Here is an 18,402-nt window from a genome sequence, read left to right on the forward strand (position 1 = left end):
GCCAGCAGTGGCGGCGGGATGCCCCCCATTCCGCCGCCACTGATGTGCCCGTCACTTGCGCGATGCCGGCCTGATCTCGCGATCAGGAGATTTCCATGCGATTGTTTCTATGTCTGCCGCTGCTCGCGGCGATTCCCGGCATTGCGTCCGCCGGGCCGCTCACCTTCGACGCTGCGCTCCAGCGCGCCCGGCAGGAAGCGCCGTCGCTCAAGGCCAAGGCGCTCGGCGCCGATGCCGCGCGTTCGGCACGCGGTGCGGCCGGTGCGCTGCCCGATCCGACGCTGGGCGTGAGTGTCGAGAGTTTCCCGATCTCGGGACCGCTCGCGTTTGAGCCGCAGCGGGACAATTTCACCATGGCGCGGGTCGGGGTATCCCAGGACATTCCCAATCTCGCCAAGCGCCATGCGCAACAGGCGCGCGCCGATAGCGACATCAAGGCGGCGGAGGCCGATACGGCAGTTGAGGCTCGCACCGTCGAAGTTGGCACCGCGCTCGCCTGGATCAACCTGGCCTATGCCGAGCGCAGGTTGGCCGCGCTCGACGACCTACTGTCACGGCTCCAGCGCGTGGTAGGGACCACGACCAGCGCGGTCGCTTCCGGCAACGCCCGGCCGGCGCAGACACTTGCCGGACAGCAGGCGGTCGCGGCGCTGCAGGATCGCCGCAGCGAACTGGTCTCGAACGTCGCGCGTGCGCGTGCGACATTGACCCGCTGGACGGGCGATCCGGCGCCTGAGATTGCCGGGCCGATTCCTGATTTTGCAGTCGATCCAGTTGCGCTTCGAGCGGGCCTGGATCGGCAACCAACCATCCGGATGATCGATGCCCAATCCGGCCAGGCGGATGCTGATGTTCGAATGGCCGATGCCGGCCGGCGCTCCGACTTCGGTGTCAACCTGGCCTACCAGCGCCGCGATCCCCGCTTCGGCGATTATGTCTCGGCAGGCGTGACCGTCAGTCTGCCCTTCTTCACCCGCAATCGTCAGAACGCCCAGATCGCCGAGGCCCAGGCTAATGCCGGGCGAATACTGGCCCAGCGCGAGGCGGCCCGACGGGCGCTCGCTGCCGACCTCGAAGCCGATCTTGCCGACCATGTCATGCATCACGAGCAATGGATGCGGGCACACGGCACGTTGCAACCGCTCGCCGAGCAGCGCGTCAAACTGGAAACCGCCAGTTACGCGGCAGGGCGCGCCAGCCTCGTGGATATCGCAGACGCCTACGCCGCGTTGGCGGACGCGACCCTGACCACCCTCGACCGCGAAGCTTTGGTTGCCGCCGATGGCGCCCGGCTGACTCTCACCTACCGGAGCGAAGAGCGATGAGCCTCATGATATCACCGCGCGCCCGACTGGGTCTTGCCGCCGCAGCGCTCGCCCTCGTCGCCGGTGGCGCAGGCTATGGCATCGCCCATCTCGGCGGACATGAAGGCGCACCCGAGCAAACAGCCGATGCCGGCCGCAAACCGCTCTACTGGTATGACCCGATGGTGCCGTCGCAGCACTTCGACAAGCCAGGCAAATCGCCGTTCATGGATATGCAGCTCGTCCCCAAATATGCCGACGAGGGCGGGAGCGAGGCACCCGGCGTGCGGATCGATCCGGCCACGGCGCAGACGCTGGGGCTGCGCACGGTCGTCGTGCGGCGCGGCGAGCTGGCGAGCAGCCTGACCGCCACCGGCACGATCGATTTCAACCAGCGCGATGTCGCCATCGTCCAGACACGCGCAGGCGGATTCGTCCAACGGGTCTATGCCCGCGCGCCCGGCGACATCATCGGCGCCGGTGCCCCGCTTGCCGACCTGCTGGTGCCGGAATGGGGCGGCGCACAGGCCGAGTTTCTCGCGGTCCGCCGCGCCGGCAACGCGGCGCTGACCCAGGCGGCACGGCAACGGCTCATGCTGCTCGGCATGCCGGCAGGCACGATCGCTTCGGTCGAGCGGACGGGGCGGCCGCACAATGTCATCACGATCTCCACGCCGACCGGGGGCGTGATCAAGACACTGGATGTACGCGCTGGCATGACGATGACGGCAGGGCAGACACTCGCCGAGGTCAACGGCCTCGGCACGGTCTGGCTCAATGCCGCGGTGCCCGAGGCGATCGCCGGTCCGCTCAAACCCGGACAGACCGTGCAGGCCACGCTCGCGGCGTTCCCCGGCGAAACCATCTCCGGCCGCGTGGCCGCGATCCTGCCAGAGACCCAGGCCGACAGCCGCACGCTGACCGTCCGGATCGAGTTGCCCAATCGTGGCGGGCGCCTGCGTCCCGGCATGTTCGCGACCGTGTCGTTCGGCGGAGCCACGCAACCGGCGCTGCTGGTGCCGTCCGAAGCGCTGATCCGTACCGGCAAGCGGACATTGGTGATGCTCGCGCTCGACAAGGGGCGCTACCGGCCGGCCGAGGTGCAAACCGGAAGGGAGTCCGGTGACGACACCGAGATCCTCGCGGGCCTCAACGAAGGCGAAAAGATCGTCGCCTCGGGCCAATTCCTGATCGATTCCGAGGCCAGCCTGTCGGGTCTGCAGGCGCGCCCGATCGGCGGGACGACTCCGGCAGCGGCTGCCAAGCCCGCAGCTACCGCGGCGCTCTACGAGACCGTCGGCAAGATCGAGCAGATCACCGCTAATACGGTAACGCTGAGCCACGAACCAGTGCCGGCGATCGGCTGGCCGGCAATGACGATGACCTTCCAGCTTCCCGATCCGAAGATCGCGCGCGGCCTCAAGACCGGCGATCGAGTCCGTTTCGGGTTCGATCAACCTCCGGCCGGACCGACGGTGCGCCGCATGGCGAAAGTAGCAGGCCAGTGATCGCCCATCTCATCCGCTGGTCGGTCAGGAACCGCTTCTTCGTCTTGATCGGCGTACTGGCGCTCATTGGCGTGGGCGTCTGGGCGGTGCGATCGACCGCGATCGACGCGCTCCCCGATCTCTCCGACACGCAGGTCATCATCCGCACCAGCTACCCCGGCCAAGCGCCGCAGATCGTCGAGAACCAGGTCACGTATCCGCTGACCACGACCATGTTGTCGGTGCCCGGCGCCAAGACGGTGCGCGGCTACTCCTTCTTCGGCGACAGTTTCGTCTATGTGATCTTCGAGGACGGCACCGACCTCTATTGGGCACGCAGCCGCGTGCTCGAATATCTCAACCAGGTGCAGGGACGGCTGCCGGCAAGCGCCCGCAGCGCGCTCGGACCGGACGCCACCGGGGTCGGCTGGGTCTATGAATATGCGCTGGTCGACCGCACCGGCCGCCACGACCTGTCGCAGCTCCGCGGGATTCAGGACTGGTTCCTGCGCTACGAGCTGAAGACGGTGACCGGCGTCGCCGAGGTCGCCAGCATCGGCGGCATGGTCAAGCAGTATCAGGTGCTGCTCGATCCAGTGAAGCTGGCCGCTTATGGGATCACCCATCAGCAAGCGGTCCAGGCGATCAGCCAAGCCAACCAGGAAGCGGGCGGCTCGGTGCTGGAGATGGCCGAGGCCGAATATATGGTCCGCGCCTCGGGCTATCTGAAGACGCTCGACGACTTCCGGGCGATTCCGCTCAGGACCGCCGCCGGTGGCGTGCCCGTGCGTCTGGGTGATGTCGCCACGATCCAGATCGGTCCCGAGATGCGGCGCGGCATCGCCGAGCTGAACGGCGCGGGCGAGGTCGCCGGTGGCGTGGTGATCCTGCGTTCGGGCAAGAACGCGCGAGAAACGATCGCTGCGATCAAGGACAAGCTCACCGACCTGAAAAAGAGCTTGCCACCCGGCGTCGAGGTGGTGACGGTCTATGATCGTTCGCAGCTCATTGATCGCGCAGTCGACAATCTCACTCACAAACTGATCGAGGAGTTCATCGTCGTCGCGATCGTCTGCGGCCTGTTCCTCTGGCACGTCCGCTCGGCGCTGGTCGCGATCCTCACCCTTCCGCTTGGGGTGCTGGCGGCGTTCGTCGTCATGCGGTTCCAGGGGGTCAATGCCAACATCATGTCGTTGGGCGGCATCGCCATCGCGATCGGCGCGATGGTCGATGCCGCTGTCGTCATGATCGAGAATGCCCACAAGAAGATCGAGCGCTGGGAGCAGGATCACCCGGACAAGCATCTCGAGGGCGAGATGCGCTGGATCGTCATCACCGAAGCCGCCGCGGAGGTCGGCCCGGCGCTGTTCTTCAGCCTGCTGATCATCACGCTCTCCTTCATTCCCGTGTTTACACTCGAAGGACAGGAAGGGCGGCTGTTTGCGCCGCTCGCTTTCACCAAGACCTATGCGATGGCGTCGGCGGCGATCCTGTCGGTGACGCTGGTGCCGATCCTGATGGGTTTGCTGATCCGAGGGAGGATCCCGCCCGAGCAATCCAACCCGGTCAACCGCTGGCTCACCAATATCTACCGGCCCGCGATCGACTGGACGATGCGGCGACCGAAGACAGTGCTCCTGATCGCGGCGCTGGTCTTTGCGACCACGGCCTGGCCGCTCACCCGTCTCGGCGGCGAGTTCATGCCGAATATGGACGAAGGCGACCTGCTCTACATGCCGTCGGCACTGCCCGGGTTGTCGGCGGCGAAAGCCTCGCAACTGCTCCAGCAAACCGACCGGCTGATCAAGACCGTGCCCGAGGTTGAGAGCGTATTCGGCAAAGCCGGCCGTGCCGAGACCGCCACCGATCCGGCACCGCTGGAGATGTTCGAGACTACCATCCAGTTCAAGCCGCGCGATCAATGGCGGCCGGGGATGACGCCCGACAAGCTCGTTGAAGAACTGGACCGCACGGTGAAGCTCCCCGGCCTCGCCAATGTCTGGGTGCCGCCGATCCGCAACCGCATCGACATGCTCGCGACCGGCATCAAGAGCCCGATCGGGGTCAAGGTGTCGGGTGCCGATCTCGTCCAGCTCGACCGTATCGCCCATGACGTCGAGACGGTGGCGAAGACCGTGCCCGGCGTCAGTTCGGCGCTCGCGGAGAGACTGACCGGTGGGCGCTATGTCGATGTCGACATCGATCGCGCTGCCGCCGCCCGGTTCGGGCTCAACATCACCGATGTGCAGGCGATCGTCTCGGGTGCGATCGGTGGCGAGACGATCGGCGAAACGGTCGAAGGTTTAGCCCGCTATCCAATCAGCGTGCGCTATCCGCGCGAGCTGCGCGACAGCCTAGAGGGTTTGCGGGCACTGCCGGTCCTCACCCCTTCAGGCCAGCAAATAACGCTCGGTACGGTAGCGAACATATCGATCGCTGAAGGGCCGCCCATGCTCAAGACTGAGAATGCGCGGCCCTCGACCTGGGTCTATGTCGATGTGCGCGGACGCGACCTCGCCTCAGTCGTGGGCGATCTCCAGCGCGCGGTGGCGAAACAGGTAAAGCTCTCGCCGGGCGTCAGCATCGCCTATTCCGGCCAGTTCGAATATCTTGAGCGCGCCGTCGCTAAATTGAAGCTGGTCGTGCCCGCGACGCTGCTGATCATCTTCGTGCTGCTCTACATGATCTTCGGTCGGTTCGACGAGGCGGCCCTGATCATGGGTACGCTGCCGTTCGCGCTCACCGGCGGGATCTGGACGCTCTATTTGCTCGGCTTCAACCAGTCGGTCGCGACCGGGGTCGGGTTCATCGCACTCGCCGGCGTTTCGGCGGAGTTCGGCGTGGTGATGCTGATCTATCTGAAGAACGCGCTTGAGGAGCGGGACGCCAATCCGGATGCAGCCGAGGTAAAAGCCGCGGTGCGCGAAGGCGCGCTGCTTCGCGTCCGGCCCAAGGCAATGACCGTCGCGGTGATCCTGGCCGGCCTGCTGCCGATCCTGCTCGGATCGGGGGCTGGCTCCGAGGTGATGAGCCGGATCGCCGCGCCGATGATCGGCGGGATGCTGACCGCGCCGCTGCTGTCGATGTTCGTCCTGCCCGCAGCCTATCTGCTGCTCCGCAAGCCGAAGACCAAGCCGACCCATCAACCCGTTTAATCTGCAAGGAGAAGACCATGCACTATGTACGACTGACCATTGCCCTCGGCTTCGTCGCCCTGACCGCTGCGTGCGGCAAGAAGGCGGAGACGCCCGTTGCGGCCGAGACCAACCAGGCGGCGCCTGCCGCAGCCATGAGCGGCGATATGGGCAATATGGCGATGGCAACCTCCACAACCTCGGCCATCAAGGCCAAGGGTCATGGCACGGTCACCGCGATCGACGAGACCGCAGGCACCATCACGCTCAACCATGGTCCGATCCCCGAAGCAAAATGGCCGGCGATGACGATGACGTTCAAGGCAGCACCCGCGATCACCGGTGCGGCAAAGGTAGGCGAGAAGGTCGATTTCGACGTCACACTTACCGGAAGCTCGGGAGAGGTTACCGGCGTTCACCCGCAATGACCGCTTCGGAGCCGGGATGGCTGACGCCATTCCGGCTCCGTGCTTTCAGGCCAGCGCGCCCCGCGCGATCATCGTGAGCAGGAGGATGCCGAGGGCGCCGCGATAGATGACGAAGGGCCACGCGGAGAAGCGCTCAAGGATTCGCATCAACGCCCAGATTGCCGCGAAGGCGGAGATTGAGGCCGTGAGCAAGCCCAGCCCCAGCACCGACCAGCCATGCAGGTCGAGCCCTGCCCGGTGGAGTTCCCACAGCTCCTTAAGCCCGGCAAGCGCGATCGCCGGGATACCCAGCAGGAAGGAGAAGCGCGCCGCCTCCTCGCGCTTGAAGCCGAGCGCCAAGGCAGCGGTGAGGGTCGAGCCCGACCGCGACACACCAGGAATCAAGGCACCTACCTGAGCAAGCCCGACCACAAGCGCATCGACAAGCGAGGAGTTCTCGACGGTACGCCGATGCCGTGCCGTGATCTCGGTCAGTGCCATCAGCAGCGCCATGCCAATACAGGCCCAGCCGATCACTGTGAGGCTGCGAAGCGGCGAAGCGCATTGGTTGAGGATGGTGCTGAGCGCGCCGCCGGCGATCACGATCGGAAGGGTGGCGAGCCCAATCCGCAGCGTCAGACGCAGGTCGGCGTCGTCAAAACGCCGCTGGGTGATAGCTGAGACGGAGCCACCTGCGAGCCGGATCACGTCCCTCCGAAAATAGCTGACTACCGCCACCAGGGCGGCAAGCTGCATCGCCGCCGAGAAAGCCGCGCCGGGGTCGCGCCAGCCCAGCAGTGCGGGAACGACGCGCATATGAGCTGTCGAGGATATCGGGAGCAGCTCGGTTATTCCCTGGACCAATCCCAGCCACGCGACCTTGGCATAACCAAGCGACACGAAGCCGGTATCGACGCCAGGCGAGCATGCGGCGGTCATAGGCTATCTTTCTCTGTATAGAGCGGACTGCCTCAGGACGCCCGCCGCCGATTGAACGAGAAACCGACGAATATCGCGGCGGCCATCGCAAACTGAGTCAGGATCGACTGCCAAGTCGGGAAGATGCCGAGCATCGAAAGGCGCGGCGCTGCCGCCAACGGCGCGATGTCGATGATCCCCGCCTCCTGAAGCGCCGCGACGCCCTTCCCGGCCAGGACAACCGTCAGCCCCGCCATCAACCACGAGCTGTAGGAGAAGAATTGGGCGATCGGCAACTGGCGGCTGTAGCGCAGCATGGCCCAGGCGATCACGCCTAGCAGCAATACCGCCGCGCCGGCACCCGCGAGCAACGCACCGCCATTACCCTGCGCCCAGAGCGCCGCGTAGAACAGGATCGTCTCGAACACCTCCCGGTATACGACCACGAAGGCGAGTCCGCACAAGACCCAAGCCGACCGACCGGATAGGGCATGCGCCATCTTGTCCCGGATGTAGCGTTGCCATTGATCGGCTTGCGCCTTGCCGTGCATCCAGATTCCGACCGACAGCAGCACCACGGCAGCGAACAGCGAGCCGAACCCTTCGGTCAGCTCGCGGCTCGCACCACTGATGCCGATCGCATAGGTAGCGACGAACCAGGTGAGCAGCCCTGCCGCGAGTGCGCCGGCCCAACCGCCATGGACATAGGGAAGAACCTCGGTGCGCTCAGCCTTTCGGAGAAAGGCGATCATGGCGACAATGATGAGCAGGGCTTCCAGCCCCTCGCGCAGCAGGATCGTGAACGCTCCCACAAACGTCGAGGCATTGCTGGACGCGCTTGGCGCCAAAGCCGCTTCGGCGTCGTCAAACAAGCCGTTCAGGACGAGCACACGATTCGCGAGATCCTCCACCGAAACACCCTGATCGATGGCGGCGCGATATTCGCCCATCTCACCCTCGATCCGGCTCAGCAATGTAGCGTCGCGTGCGCCTAGGGTGGGCTCGACCGGTTCGAACCCGTCGAGATAAGCGGAGAGTGCAATCTCTTTGGCGGCGCGACGATCCCCTTTGCGGAAGGCGTCGAGGCTGGCGGCGAGCTTTCCCCGAACCAGCGCCAGCGAAGCCGGGGCCTGCGCGACCTCCGCTTCCGGGTGTCGGCGCAGATAGGCCATCACCGCCAGCGCCGGCCGTTCGCCGATGCTCGACGCAAGCGCCGCCGGGGTGAGCGACACCAAAGTCTTGAGGTCAGGTATGCGCTGCCGAAGCGCCGAATCCGTCTTCCACAGGCGTTCGCCTTCGCGTGCCTGCGCATCGGTAAAGGCAAAGCTCCCGGCCCGCAGCGCGAGCGCCCAGCGATCTTCGCTTGGGAGATCGGCGAAGCTCTGCATGGCGGTCCCGTCAATGCCCTGGCCGATGACCTGATACAGCGCGAATATGCTTCGCTGGCGGGCGCGGGTCAGATCGGTGAAGGCGATCGGCGGGGTGCTGAGCTTGGCGGCATTCGGGCCATGCCCATCACCGGTCGCGCCGTGGCACACGGCGCAGGTCGTCTGGAACAATCCCTCGCCCCGTGGGAAGCTCGGCGGCGTGGCGGGGGCGAGCGGGACGGGATAGGCCTGGAGAAGGTCTGCCGCCAGTCCGTGCGCCAGTGTCGCGACTTCTTCGGGCGATCCCTTGCGGCCGATAACGGCCTGGAGGCGCGCGGCCCCCGACATCAATGCCGCGCGCTGCGGCGTGGACGGCAAGGTCCTGAGCCGCGCCGTCACGGATGCCGCGAATTCCGTCATCTCGGCATATTCAGAAGCGCTTTTTATCCGGCCTTCATCGACAGCGCCGCCATAGTCCACGGCCATATAGTCGAGCAGCCGCCAGGCGGTTTGCACGTCGTTCGGGTCGGCGGCCGGTGCCGCGCTCAGCCCGGCCGGTGTCGTGACGAGCCAAAAAAGTGCGATAACCGAGGCGAGGACGCGCCGAGCCGTTGCCGCTGAGAATCGGCGAAAAGGGAGGTAGGACATCGTTACGCCCTACAACCTCTAGTAGCTGTAGAAGCAAGAACTTTGCGAGCACGACGCAATAGCAATTATCGGGACGGTGTGATGCGCGTCATGGACGAGGATCGGTCGGCCCGGATCAATAATAGTCGACGAGCTGGATCTCGCGGACGGCACCGCCGTCGACCGTGAGCTTCACGCGTCTTCCGGCAGCTCCGAAGCGCCAGCGCCAGAGCGCCCCTCGCGTATAGGTGACATCGACCGGACGGCCGTCGACCGCAACGATCCGATCGCCGATCACCCAACCGTCGCGCGCCGCAGGACTTCCCGCCGCGACATGGACCACAACGAGGGCGTTGGTGGAAGTCGCCAGGCCGAGGCCACTATGGTCCTCCAGCATGGCCGGTCGGCGGCTTGCCGCGAGCGCGTGAAGCCACAGCCGTCCGATCGTGAAGTCGAGCACCACGTCGAATTGGGCGAACAACGGCAGGCCGATATTGCCAACCGTGCTGCCGGAAAGCCAATCATCGACGGCGAGCGCGGGGATGACATCCACCCTGAGGCCTGCAACCTCCGTGCGATCCACCATGAACGAGGTTGCGAGACGCTTGCCGTCGACACCGCCGAGAATCGCGGTTGAACGTGGCTTACCGTCCAGCAAGCCGTGTCGATCAGTATAGTCGCGCGACAGTATCAGCGCTGTGCTGCTCCCGAGGTCGACCACGAGCGGTACGGGATCGAGCCCGCCGATCGACGCATAGTCCAGCAGCTCGCGATTGCTCCCGTGCCCCATCGGCGCGGAAGCCCAATCCGGTCCGCCTGCAAAGCGCTCGGCCAAGGCGTAGCGAGCATTCGCGAAATCCAGCGCCAGGCATCGACCGGCGAGCACGTCCTGACCCAGTATCAGATCGATCTGCCTCCCGAACGCGGCCGACGCCGTATCGAGATCGGCAGTATAGGCCAGCGCAAGGTAGCGCGCCTGCTTGCCGATCACGACATCGAGGTCGCGGACGATCCCCGCAGAGGCTCGTCCGCCCAATCCGCGAATCGTGCGCTTCTCGGCACCGTCCAGTCCCAGTCGCCTCGCGAGCGAAGCGCTGATGATCGAAGCGGCGCTGCCGCTGTCGAGAACAGCCGTGACCGAAATTCCGCCAACGTCCGCGCGCACCACCAGCGTATCGCCGGTTGCCATTTCGAAGCTGTCCCAATCGGCATCGGAAGGGAGCCCGCTCCACAATCCGCCCCGACGCGCCATCATGGCGAGCAAGCGGGACGGCGTGGCAGCCATCGCCAAGCCACTGCCGGACAGAAGGCCGGCGAGTATCGATCGTCGCTGCACCGTCGAGACGTCCGAATTGCGCTTCACCACATTACTCGGTTGGTCGCTGTCTATAATCGCAGCGCTCGGTCGGCGCCTACTTCCTCCAGCCGCTGGAGGATCAAGCCTTTTCGCGAGAGATGGCATGTTTGCTAGGCGGCCGGCCGGGCAATCGCCTGGATGACGCGGCAATCGGCGATCCGCTGGCGATCGCAATTCCGGCTCATCGCCGCCAGTTCGTCGCGAAGGGCTGCGAGCTGTCCCAATCGTTCCTCGACTGCGGCGAGGTGGCGAGAGGCGATTGCCATGGCTTCCCCGCAATCGCGCCCAGGCTCGCTCGCGAGCGCAATGAGCGAGCGGATCTCCTCGATCGAGAAGCCCAACCTGCGGCCGTTGCGAACGAAGTTGAGCCGATCGACATCGCGAAGCGCATAGGTGCGCCGATTGGACTCGGTCCGCACCGGCCGGTCGAGCAACCCGATCTCCTCATAGAAGCGGATCGTCGTCACCTTGGTGGCGGTCGCGCGCGACAGCTCTCCGATCTTCATGCCGTCCTCTTTCCTGACTATCGCGAACTGCTCGCATTTTGCTTGCTCCTACAGTGACTAGAGATTGTAGGGAAGGCCGATGACCGAATCCGCTTCCAGCTCCTGCGCCTGTCATGGCGACGAGAAACGCGCGCAGCACGACCCTGCCTATCGAAGCGCGCTCACCATCGTCGTCGTCCTCAACCTCGCCTTCGGCCTGTGCGAGCTGGTCGGCGGCTTCATCGCCGACAGCCAGGCCCTGAAGGCGGATTCGCTCGACTTCCTCGGAGATGGCTCGATCAGCCTGTTGGGTCTGATGGCGCTCGCATGGTCTGCCCGCGCCCGCGCCGGGGTCGCACTCACCCAGGGGCTTTTCCTGGGCGGCCTGGGCCTGGGCGTCATCGGCTTCGCAATCTGGCGGGCGCTGCATGCGACCGTGCCGGAAGCGGAGCTGATGGGCGGGATCGGTGTGGTGGCACTTGCCGTCAACGTCACCGCGGCTTTGGTTCTCGCCCGTTTCCGCGAAGGCGACGCCAATGTGAAAGCCATCTGGCTGTTCAGCCGCAACGACGCCGTTGCGAACATCGCCGTGATCGTCGCGGCCGGGCTTGTCGCCTGGACCGGCAGCGCATGGCCCGACCTTTTGGTCGCCGGCGTGATTGCCCTCCTGTTTCTCCATTCTGCCTATGAGATCGTCCGCAATGCGCGGGGCGAACTCAGTCCCACCCTCTAAGTCCCAGGTCCCATGCCATCACGCTCGAACCCCTTGGCTTGCGCGCTCGTCGCGGTCGTCCTCGCCGCCGCATTCGGCGCCCCGGCTGCCCGTGCCCAGACGGCCGCACCCGCGAACGCCCCCGTCCTGACGCTCGCGGACGCTCTCGACCTCGCTGGTTCGGCCTCGCCCAATATCGACGCTGCCGATGCCGGCGTGCGTGCCGCGGGCGCGGCCCGCCGTGTCGCCGGTCTTCGGCCAAACCCGTCGCTGAGCGCCGACATCGAGAATGTCGGTGGTTCGCGCGCCTATAACGACATCGAAGCGCCCAAGCAGACCGTCTCGCTCGGCGTACCGGTCGAATTGGGCGGCAAGCGATCGGCCCGGATCGCGGTTGCCGATGCCCAGGGCAATCGCGCGCAGATCGAGCGCGTCGCGGCCGGCGCGGACCTCCGGCTGGCCGTAACGCAAGCCTATGTGGAAGCCGTCGCCGCCGATCGGCGTCTGTCGACAGCACGGGACCAGGCGGCGATCGCGGCAGAGGCGCTTCGCGCGGCCCATGTTCGGGTTGTGGCTGGTCGCGCGTCGCCGCTTGAGGAGCAGCGCGCCGAAGTGCTGCGGATCAGCGCCGACGCGGCGGTGGACCGCGCTGTCCGTCTGGCTGACCTGGCACGGGTAAATCTCGGCCGCCGGATTGGCCGGCCCGTGACGGGCGCGCTCGACCAGTCCTGGTTCGACCGGGTCGACGGCTATGGGCCGGCCCGCCGCGATGCGAACAGCAATCTCACCGTTGCGACCGCGCGGGCCGACGAAAAAGCGGCAGAGGCGCAACTTCGCCTCGCACGCTCGCAACGCCTTCCCGATGTGACGTTGAGCGCCGGAATCCGGCGCCTGCCGATCAACAATGACGTGGCGGCGGTGTTTGGCGTGTCCGTACCGCTGCCGTTCTTCAACAGCGGTGCGTCTTCGGTCGCGCAGGCAAGCGCCGAACGCGACAGAGTTGCGGCGCTCCGCCGCGCTGCCGAACTCGAAAATGAACAGGCAATCGGGCAAGCGCAGGCCGATGTCGCCAACGCCGCAGCGGCCGCTAGAACCGCCGCCGGGCCTTCCCTCGCCGCAGCGCAGGAGGCGGCGCGCATTGCCCGGATCGGCTATCGCGAAGGCAAGTTCGGCCAGCTCGATCTGCTCGAGGCGGAACGCACGCTGGCCGAAACCCGATCGGGCGCGATCGACGCACTTGCCGCTTTCCACAACGCCCAGGCCCAGCTCGACCGCCTGACCGCTTCCGCACGCAAGGACTGATCCGATGACGTCATCCCGTTTCCGGGCGGTCCCGCCGCTCCTCCTCGCCGTGCTGCTCACCGGATGTGGCGGGCATGCCGCTAAGGAGGATAGCGGCGAAAAGACCGAGGCGGCCGGGGAAGCCAAGGGCGAGAGCGGCAAGAAGGCAGATACAGTCAAGCTGTCGGCCGACCAGATCAGAACGGCCGGAATCGAGATCGTGCATCCGACCGTCGGCGGGAATGGCGGCGCGATCGAGTTGCCGGCAACCGTCGAGGGCAGCCCGCAAGGTACGCAAATCGTGTCCGCCGCGATTGCCGGGCGGGTGGTGGCGCTCAACCGCAATCTTGGCGAGGCCGTCCGGCGCGGCGAGACGCTGGCGGTGATCGAGAGCCGCGAGGCAGCCTCGCTTAAGGGCGAGGTCGAGGCGGCGCGCGCACGTCTCGCGCTCGCGCAGTCGAATTATGCCCGCGAGCAGCGCCTCTATGCCGAGCGCGTGTCGCCCGAGCAGGATCTGATTGCGGCGCGCACCGCGGCGACGGAAGCGAGTATCGCGCTTCGCCTCGCGCGCCAGCAATTGGCCGCCACCGGCGGCGGCGGTGGATCACTCAACCGCGTCGGCATCGTCGCGCCGATCTCCGGCCAGGTCATTGGCCGGAACGCCATGCTCGGCCAGACCGTGGCGGCCGATGCCGAACTGTTCCGCGTCGCCAATCTGTCGACCGTTTCCCTCTCGCTGTCGCTGTCACCGACGGACGCAAGCCGGGTGCGACCGGGCGCGGCTATCGCGGTGACGGCACCGGGGCGGACGGCGCAGGCCCGCGTCACCTTCGTCTCGCCCGCGCTCGACCCGCAGACGCGGCTCGTTCCCGTCGTGGCGACCATCGACAATCGAGCCGGTGAGTGGCGGGTCGGCGAATCCGTGACCGCCGCGATCCAGCTCGCCGGCAACGGCGACACCAGCATCCGCGTGCCGCTGACGGCGATCCAGACGATTGACGGCAAATCCGTCGTGTTCGTCCGGACCGAGGACGGCTTCAGGGCAACGCCGGTGACGCTCGGCGCCCAGTCGGGCGACACGATCGTCGTGGTCTCGGCCCTGACCGGGCGCGAACAGGTTGCGTCGGCCAACAGCTTCACCCTCAAATCCGAACTCGGCAAGAGTGCGGGCGGGGACGAGGACTGAGCCGTGATCGAACGTATCGTCACCCTTGCGGTCGCGCGGCGCTGGCTTGTCCTGCTGCTCACCGTCGTTGCTGCCATCATCGGGATTGCGTCGCTCAGGCAACTTCCGATCGACGCGGTGCCGGACGTCACCAACAATCAGGTGCAGATCAATGTGCGGGCGCCGGCGCTTGCGCCCGAGCTGATCGAGAAGCAGGTCACATTTCCCGTCGAGACCGCGCTTGCCGGCATCAAGGGCCTGGAGAGCACGCGGTCGCTGAGCCGCAATGGCTTCGCTCAGGTCACGGCGGTCTTTTCCGATACGACCGACATCTTTTTCGCGCGGGCCCAGGTGGCCGAGCGGCTCAACGACCTGAAGGAGGCGCTGCCGGCCGGGGTCACGCCCGAAATGGGCGCGATCGCGACGGGTCTGGGCGACATCTACATGTGGACGCTCCACTATCAGGAGCGTGGCCATGAGCGGCACAAGCCCGGCGAACCCGGCATCCAGCCCGATGGCAGCTATATAACGCCCGAAGGGGACCGCCTCGTCAGCGAGGCCGACCGGGCGACCTACCTCCACAGCGTCCAGGAATGGATTGTCGCACCGCAGGTGAAGTCGGTCGCGGGTGTCGCCGGCGTCGACTTACTCGGCGGCTTCGACAAGGAATATCTTGTCGTGCCCGACGTCCAGAAACTCGCCGCGCTCAAGCTCAGCCTGGCCGAACTTGGCGAGGCGCTGGAAGCGAATAACAGCGCGATCGGGGCTGGCGTGGTCGATCGCAATGGCGAGGGGTTGGCGGTGCGTGCCGACGCCCGCATCCGCAGCATCCCCCAGCTTCGCAACACCGTGATCGCCACCCGCGACGGCGTGCCGATCCTGCTTGGGCAGGTCGCCGAGGTCCGTCTCGGCCAGGGCATTCGCCTCGGCTCGGCATCGGAAAATGGCCGCGAGGTGGTGACCGGCACCGCCGTGATGCGGATCGGCGAGAACAGCCGCACCGTTTCGACCGGCGTGGGCGAACGGCTGCGCAAGATCGGCCCGTCGCTGCCGCCTGATGTCGTGATCGAGCCCGTGCTGGATCGCACCGCACTGGTGAACTCGACCATCTCGACCGTCGCCCGCAACCTGGGCGAAGGCGCGGTGCTGGTCATTGTCGTCCTGTTCCTGCTGCTCGGCAATTTTCGCGCGGCGCTGATCGCGGCAGCGGTCATCCCGGTCACGATGTTGCTGACCAGCTTCGGCATGCTCCGCGTCGGCGTCTCCGCGAACCTAATGAGCCTCGGCGCATTGGACTTTGGTCTGATCGTCGACGGCGCCGTCATCATAGTCGAGAATGCACTTCGCCGCCTCGCCGAGCGACAGCACCGCCATGGTCGGCAACTCGACCTCGGCGAGCGCCTGTCCGTGATCGCCCAGGCCGCGCGCGAGATGATCCGTCCCTCGGTCTATGGGCAGGCGATCATCATCATCGTCTATGTGCCGCTGCTGACTCTCCAGGGCGTGGAGGGGAAGACGTTCGAGCCGATGGCGCTGACCGTCATCATGGCGCTGCTATTCGCCTTCATCCTCTCGTTGACCTTCGTGCCGGCGGCGATCGCCGTCTGGCTGAGCAAACCGGTGGAGGAGAAGGAAGGGCGGATCGTCGGATGGCTGCGCCGGCGCTACGAACCGGGCCTCGACCATGCGCTCAGCCGCCCCAAGCTCACGATTGGCGTCGCCGTGGCATCGCTCGCGCTTGCGGCCGGCGGCTATCTGACGCTGGGCCAGGAGTTCCTGCCCCAGCTCGACGAGGGCAATGTTCTCGTGTCCGCTTTTCGCGTGCCGGGCACGTCGGTCGAGCAGAGCCAGAAGATGCAGTTCCAGATCGAGAAGGCCCTCGCCGGAATGCCCGAGATCAAGACGGTGTTCTCGCGGACCGGAACGGCCGAGCTGGCGTCGGATCCGATGCCGCCGAATGCGACCGACACCTTCGTCATGCTCAAGCCCCGCGATCAATGGCCCGATCCGAGCGAGGCAAAGGCAGACGTGGTCGAGCGTATCGAGAAACGGCTCGCCGGCGTTCCGGGCCATTCCTACGAGGTGACGCAGCCGATCCAGATGCGCTTCAACGAGTTGATTGCCGGCGTCCGCAGCGATGTCGCGGTCAAGGTGTTCGGCGATGACTTCGGCCAGATGAACGATGTCGCCGACAAGGTCGCCGCCGTGCTGCGCCGGGCCAAAGGCGCCGAGGACGTGAAGGTCGAGCAGACCGAAGGCCTGCCGATGCTCGATATCGCCTTCAACCGCGATGCGGCCGCCCGCCTCGGCGTCACCGCGAAGGACGTTCAGGCGGCCATTGCCGCGACGGTCGGCGGTCGCGAGGCCGGCGTCATCTTCGAGGGCGATCGCCACTTCCCCGTGGTCATCCGCCTGTCCGACGTCGATCGCGCCAATTTCGAGAGACTGGGGCAGGTGCCCGTGCCGACGCCCTCCGGCGCATCGGTGCCGTTGGCAAGCGTCGCCGATATCCGCATCGACGACGGCCCCAATCAGATCAGCCGCGAAAACGGCAAGCGGCGGGTCGTCGTCCAGGCCAACGTGCGCGGTCGCGACGTCGCGAGCGTGGTGGCGGAAGCGCAGGCGGCGATTGCGCGTGACGTGCGGTTGCCGGCGGGCATCTATCTCGAATGGGGCGGCCAGTTCGAGAATCTCGCATCGGCGCGCGCGCGGCTCGCGCTGGTCGTGCCGGGCTGTTTCGCGTTGATCCTGCTGCTGCTCTACGGCGCGCTCGGCTCGGCGCGCGATGCCGCGATCGTGTTCACCGGCGTTCCGCTGGCGCTGGTCGGCGGCGTCCTGGCGCTCGTGCTGCGCGGCATGCCCTTCTCGATCTCGGCCGCCGTGGGCTTCATCGCCTTATCCGGCATCGCGGTCCTCAACGGGCTGGTCATGGTGACTTCGATCCAGGATTTGATGCGCAACGGCGTGGATCGAGTGACGGCGAGCCGTGACGGCGCCCTGGCCCGGCTCCGGCCCGTCGCGATGACGGCACTTGTAGCGTCGCTCGGCTTCGTGCCGATGGCGCTTGGCCATGGGGCCGGCGCCGAAGTTCAGAAGCCGCTGGCGACAGTGGTGATCGGCGGACTGATCTCGGCGACTCTGCTGACGCTGTTCGTGCTGCCAACGCTCTATGCGCGATATGGTCGGCGAGAATTGCCGCGGTCGCACGATGACCAGGGGGAAACGGGCGCAGCGCCGACTGCGCACCATCCCGTCGGTCCTGTGGCTCCAAGCATATGAATGCCGCCGGGCGACCGACGCGCATGTCCAAACCGCTTGCGGCCAAAGGGGTCGGCCCATGTCTCAAGTGTGGTCTTAACGCCCGGCCCATGCGGCTTCCGCCGCACAGGCGCTTATGCTTTGCGGGACCAGCATGACAACCCGCCGTCGTGATCGGCGGCATGCCTTCAGCCAAGATAGGTGTGGAAACCGATCAGGAATTCATTCCGGTCAGGACTTGCCGAGAGCAGCGCGGATGGTCTTGAGCGCGTCTTCCAACTCCTGGGATCGGTATCCGCCCTCGTCCGCTTCGCAATCGAACAATCGTCCGTCATCGTCGCGGGTGAGCAGAAGGTTCAGCGCATCGAGCAAGTCGTCGTCCATCTTGTCTTCCTGACGCGACGTTGTCGCAAAAGGTCTTTGAGTCCGGACCTGTTGAACGGCGACGTGACGATTTCATACAATTCGAAAGACGGAAAGCCCAGCACGGGGCCGGGCTTTCGAGTTTGAACTATGGGAGGTGAGATCAGGCGGCGATCGCAAAAGGATCGACCAGCTTGTGAATCGGCTGGGCACGGCCCATCCAGGGCTCGGGCCGGATGCACCGCACCCAGTCGGCGAAGCTCGGCACGACGCCAAGATCCTCGATCACATGCTGTTCGCCGATCAGACGGACCGGGACGATACGGCCGGTCGACACGGTGATCGTCGCGCCGAAGAAGCGTTCGAGCATGAAGACGCCCTCGGCGTGATGGCGAAGTGCCCGGTGCCGAAAGTCGGCGGTGATCAGCTTCGACGGCTCGTCGAACCACTGGTGGAGCGGCAGATAATCCTCGGGTTCGCCGCCCCATTTGCGCACCGAGGAAAGCGCGTGATGATAACAATGTCCCATCGCGTGCC

Annotated in this window: 14 protein-coding genes; 8 read left to right on the plus strand and 6 right to left on the minus strand. The window is 66.1% G+C overall.

The features are described from left to right. Positions 1-95 precede the first annotated feature (95 nt). The 4 genes from ACP7BY_RS18125 to ACP7BY_RS18140 are packed head-to-tail and all read left to right on the plus strand — an operon-like array spanning position 96 to position 6,353. Positions 96-1,325, plus strand: a complete 1,230-nt coding sequence (locus tag ACP7BY_RS18125; RefSeq protein WP_033966317.1) for a TolC family protein — start codon at positions 96-98, stop codon at positions 1,323-1,325. Then, entirely contained in the window at positions 1,322-2,812 is a 1,491-nt protein-coding gene (locus tag ACP7BY_RS18130; RefSeq protein WP_137903069.1) for an efflux RND transporter periplasmic adaptor subunit, read from the plus strand. Before ACP7BY_RS18125 ends, ACP7BY_RS18130 begins: the two co-directional genes overlap by 4 nt. Continuing rightward, positions 2,809-5,946 (plus strand): efflux RND transporter permease subunit, encoded by a 3,138-nt coding sequence (locus ACP7BY_RS18135; RefSeq protein ID WP_033966320.1) that lies wholly within the window; start codon positions 2,809-2,811, stop codon positions 5,944-5,946. Before ACP7BY_RS18130 ends, ACP7BY_RS18135 begins: the two co-directional genes overlap by 4 nt. Positions 5,947-5,963: 17 nt before the next feature. Then, positions 5,964-6,353: a copper-binding protein gene (locus ACP7BY_RS18140; RefSeq protein WP_033966321.1), complete on the plus strand. Its 390-nt coding sequence runs from the start codon at positions 5,964-5,966 to the stop codon at positions 6,351-6,353. A 45-nt stretch (positions 6,354-6,398) separates the two neighbouring features. On the opposite strand, the gene ACP7BY_RS18145 is transcribed toward ACP7BY_RS18140, so the two are convergent. The 4 genes from ACP7BY_RS18145 to ACP7BY_RS18160 all read right to left on the minus strand — a co-directional run bounded on the left by ACP7BY_RS18145 (position 6,399) and on the right by ACP7BY_RS18160 (position 11,107). Continuing rightward, entirely contained in the window at positions 6,399-7,271 is an 873-nt protein-coding gene (locus tag ACP7BY_RS18145) for an undecaprenyl-diphosphate phosphatase (RefSeq protein ID WP_033966323.1), read from the minus strand. Between the two features lie 32 nt (positions 7,272-7,303). Further along, entirely contained in the window at positions 7,304-9,265 is a 1,962-nt protein-coding gene (locus ACP7BY_RS18150) for an FTR1 family protein (RefSeq protein WP_033966324.1), read from the minus strand. Positions 9,266-9,380: 115 nt separating this feature from the next. Further along, positions 9,381-10,607 (minus strand): aspartyl protease family protein, encoded by a 1,227-nt coding sequence (locus ACP7BY_RS18155; protein ID WP_231565270.1) that lies wholly within the window; start codon positions 10,605-10,607, stop codon positions 9,381-9,383. A gap of 104 nt (positions 10,608-10,711) precedes the next feature. Next, positions 10,712-11,107, minus strand: coding sequence for a MerR family transcriptional regulator (locus tag ACP7BY_RS18160; RefSeq protein WP_033966325.1), 396 nt, complete (start codon positions 11,105-11,107; stop codon positions 10,712-10,714). A gap of 79 nt (positions 11,108-11,186) precedes the next feature. Between ACP7BY_RS18160 and ACP7BY_RS18165 the strand changes: the two genes are divergently transcribed. Genes ACP7BY_RS18165 through ACP7BY_RS18180 form a run of 4 tightly spaced genes read left to right on the plus strand, consistent with a single transcriptional unit; the run spans position 11,187 to position 17,523 of the window. Continuing rightward, positions 11,187-11,819, plus strand: a complete 633-nt coding sequence (locus ACP7BY_RS18165; protein WP_033966326.1) for a cation transporter — start codon at positions 11,187-11,189, stop codon at positions 11,817-11,819. Positions 11,820-11,831: 12 nt separating this feature from the next. Beyond that, positions 11,832-13,100, plus strand: coding sequence for a TolC family protein (locus tag ACP7BY_RS18170; protein WP_137903068.1), 1,269 nt, complete (start codon positions 11,832-11,834; stop codon positions 13,098-13,100). Positions 13,101-13,104: 4 nt separating this feature from the next. Continuing rightward, positions 13,105-14,265, plus strand: coding sequence for an efflux RND transporter periplasmic adaptor subunit (locus tag ACP7BY_RS18175; RefSeq protein ID WP_033966327.1), 1,161 nt, complete (start codon positions 13,105-13,107; stop codon positions 14,263-14,265). A 3-nt stretch (positions 14,266-14,268) separates the two neighbouring features. Then, a complete protein-coding gene (locus ACP7BY_RS18180; RefSeq protein ID WP_137903067.1) occupies positions 14,269-17,523 on the plus strand; it encodes an efflux RND transporter permease subunit in 3,255 nt (1,084 codons plus the stop codon). Positions 17,524-17,733: 210 nt separating this feature from the next. On the opposite strand, the gene ACP7BY_RS18185 is transcribed toward ACP7BY_RS18180, so the two are convergent. Continuing rightward, a complete protein-coding gene (locus ACP7BY_RS18185; protein ID WP_156143061.1) occupies positions 17,734-17,886 on the minus strand; it encodes a hypothetical protein in 153 nt (50 codons plus the stop codon). A 142-nt stretch (positions 17,887-18,028) separates the two neighbouring features. After that, on the minus strand, positions 18,029-18,394 hold the full coding sequence (locus ACP7BY_RS18190; protein WP_033966328.1) for a DUF6915 family protein: 366 nt from the start codon (positions 18,392-18,394) through the stop codon (positions 18,029-18,031). Positions 18,395-18,402: the final 8 nt, after the last annotated feature.

The organism is Sphingomonas sp. PSPC2-2, from assembly GCF_049897725.1.
Lineage (GTDB): Bacteria > Pseudomonadota > Alphaproteobacteria > Sphingomonadales > Sphingomonadaceae > Sphingomonas.

What these genes read in the sequence shown, in the direction of transcription:
- ACP7BY_RS18175 (WP_033966327.1), top strand. Translation starts at nt 13,105, where the DNA reads ATGACGTCATCCCGTTTCCGGGCGGTCCCGCCGCTCCTCCTCGCCGTG.
- ACP7BY_RS18185 (WP_156143061.1), bottom strand. Translation starts at nt 17,886, where the DNA reads ATGGACGACGACTTGCTCGATGCGCTGAACCTTCTGCTCACCCGCGAC.
- ACP7BY_RS18170 (WP_137903068.1), top strand. Translation starts at nt 11,832, where the DNA reads ATGCCATCACGCTCGAACCCCTTGGCTTGCGCGCTCGTCGCGGTCGTC.
- ACP7BY_RS18150 (WP_033966324.1), bottom strand. Translation starts at nt 9,265, where the DNA reads ATGTCCTACCTCCCTTTTCGCCGATTCTCAGCGGCAACGGCTCGGCGC.
- ACP7BY_RS18160 (WP_033966325.1), bottom strand. Translation starts at nt 11,107, where the DNA reads ATGAAGATCGGAGAGCTGTCGCGCGCGACCGCCACCAAGGTGACGACG.
- ACP7BY_RS18130 (WP_137903069.1), top strand. Translation starts at nt 1,322, where the DNA reads ATGAGCCTCATGATATCACCGCGCGCCCGACTGGGTCTTGCCGCCGCA.
- ACP7BY_RS18190 (WP_033966328.1), bottom strand. Translation starts at nt 18,394, where the DNA reads ATGGGACATTGTTATCATCACGCGCTTTCCTCGGTGCGCAAATGGGGC.
- ACP7BY_RS18140 (WP_033966321.1), top strand. Translation starts at nt 5,964, where the DNA reads ATGCACTATGTACGACTGACCATTGCCCTCGGCTTCGTCGCCCTGACC.
- ACP7BY_RS18165 (WP_033966326.1), top strand. Translation starts at nt 11,187, where the DNA reads ATGACCGAATCCGCTTCCAGCTCCTGCGCCTGTCATGGCGACGAGAAA.
- ACP7BY_RS18125 (WP_033966317.1), top strand. Translation starts at nt 96, where the DNA reads ATGCGATTGTTTCTATGTCTGCCGCTGCTCGCGGCGATTCCCGGCATT.
- ACP7BY_RS18145 (WP_033966323.1), bottom strand. Translation starts at nt 7,271, where the DNA reads ATGACCGCCGCATGCTCGCCTGGCGTCGATACCGGCTTCGTGTCGCTT.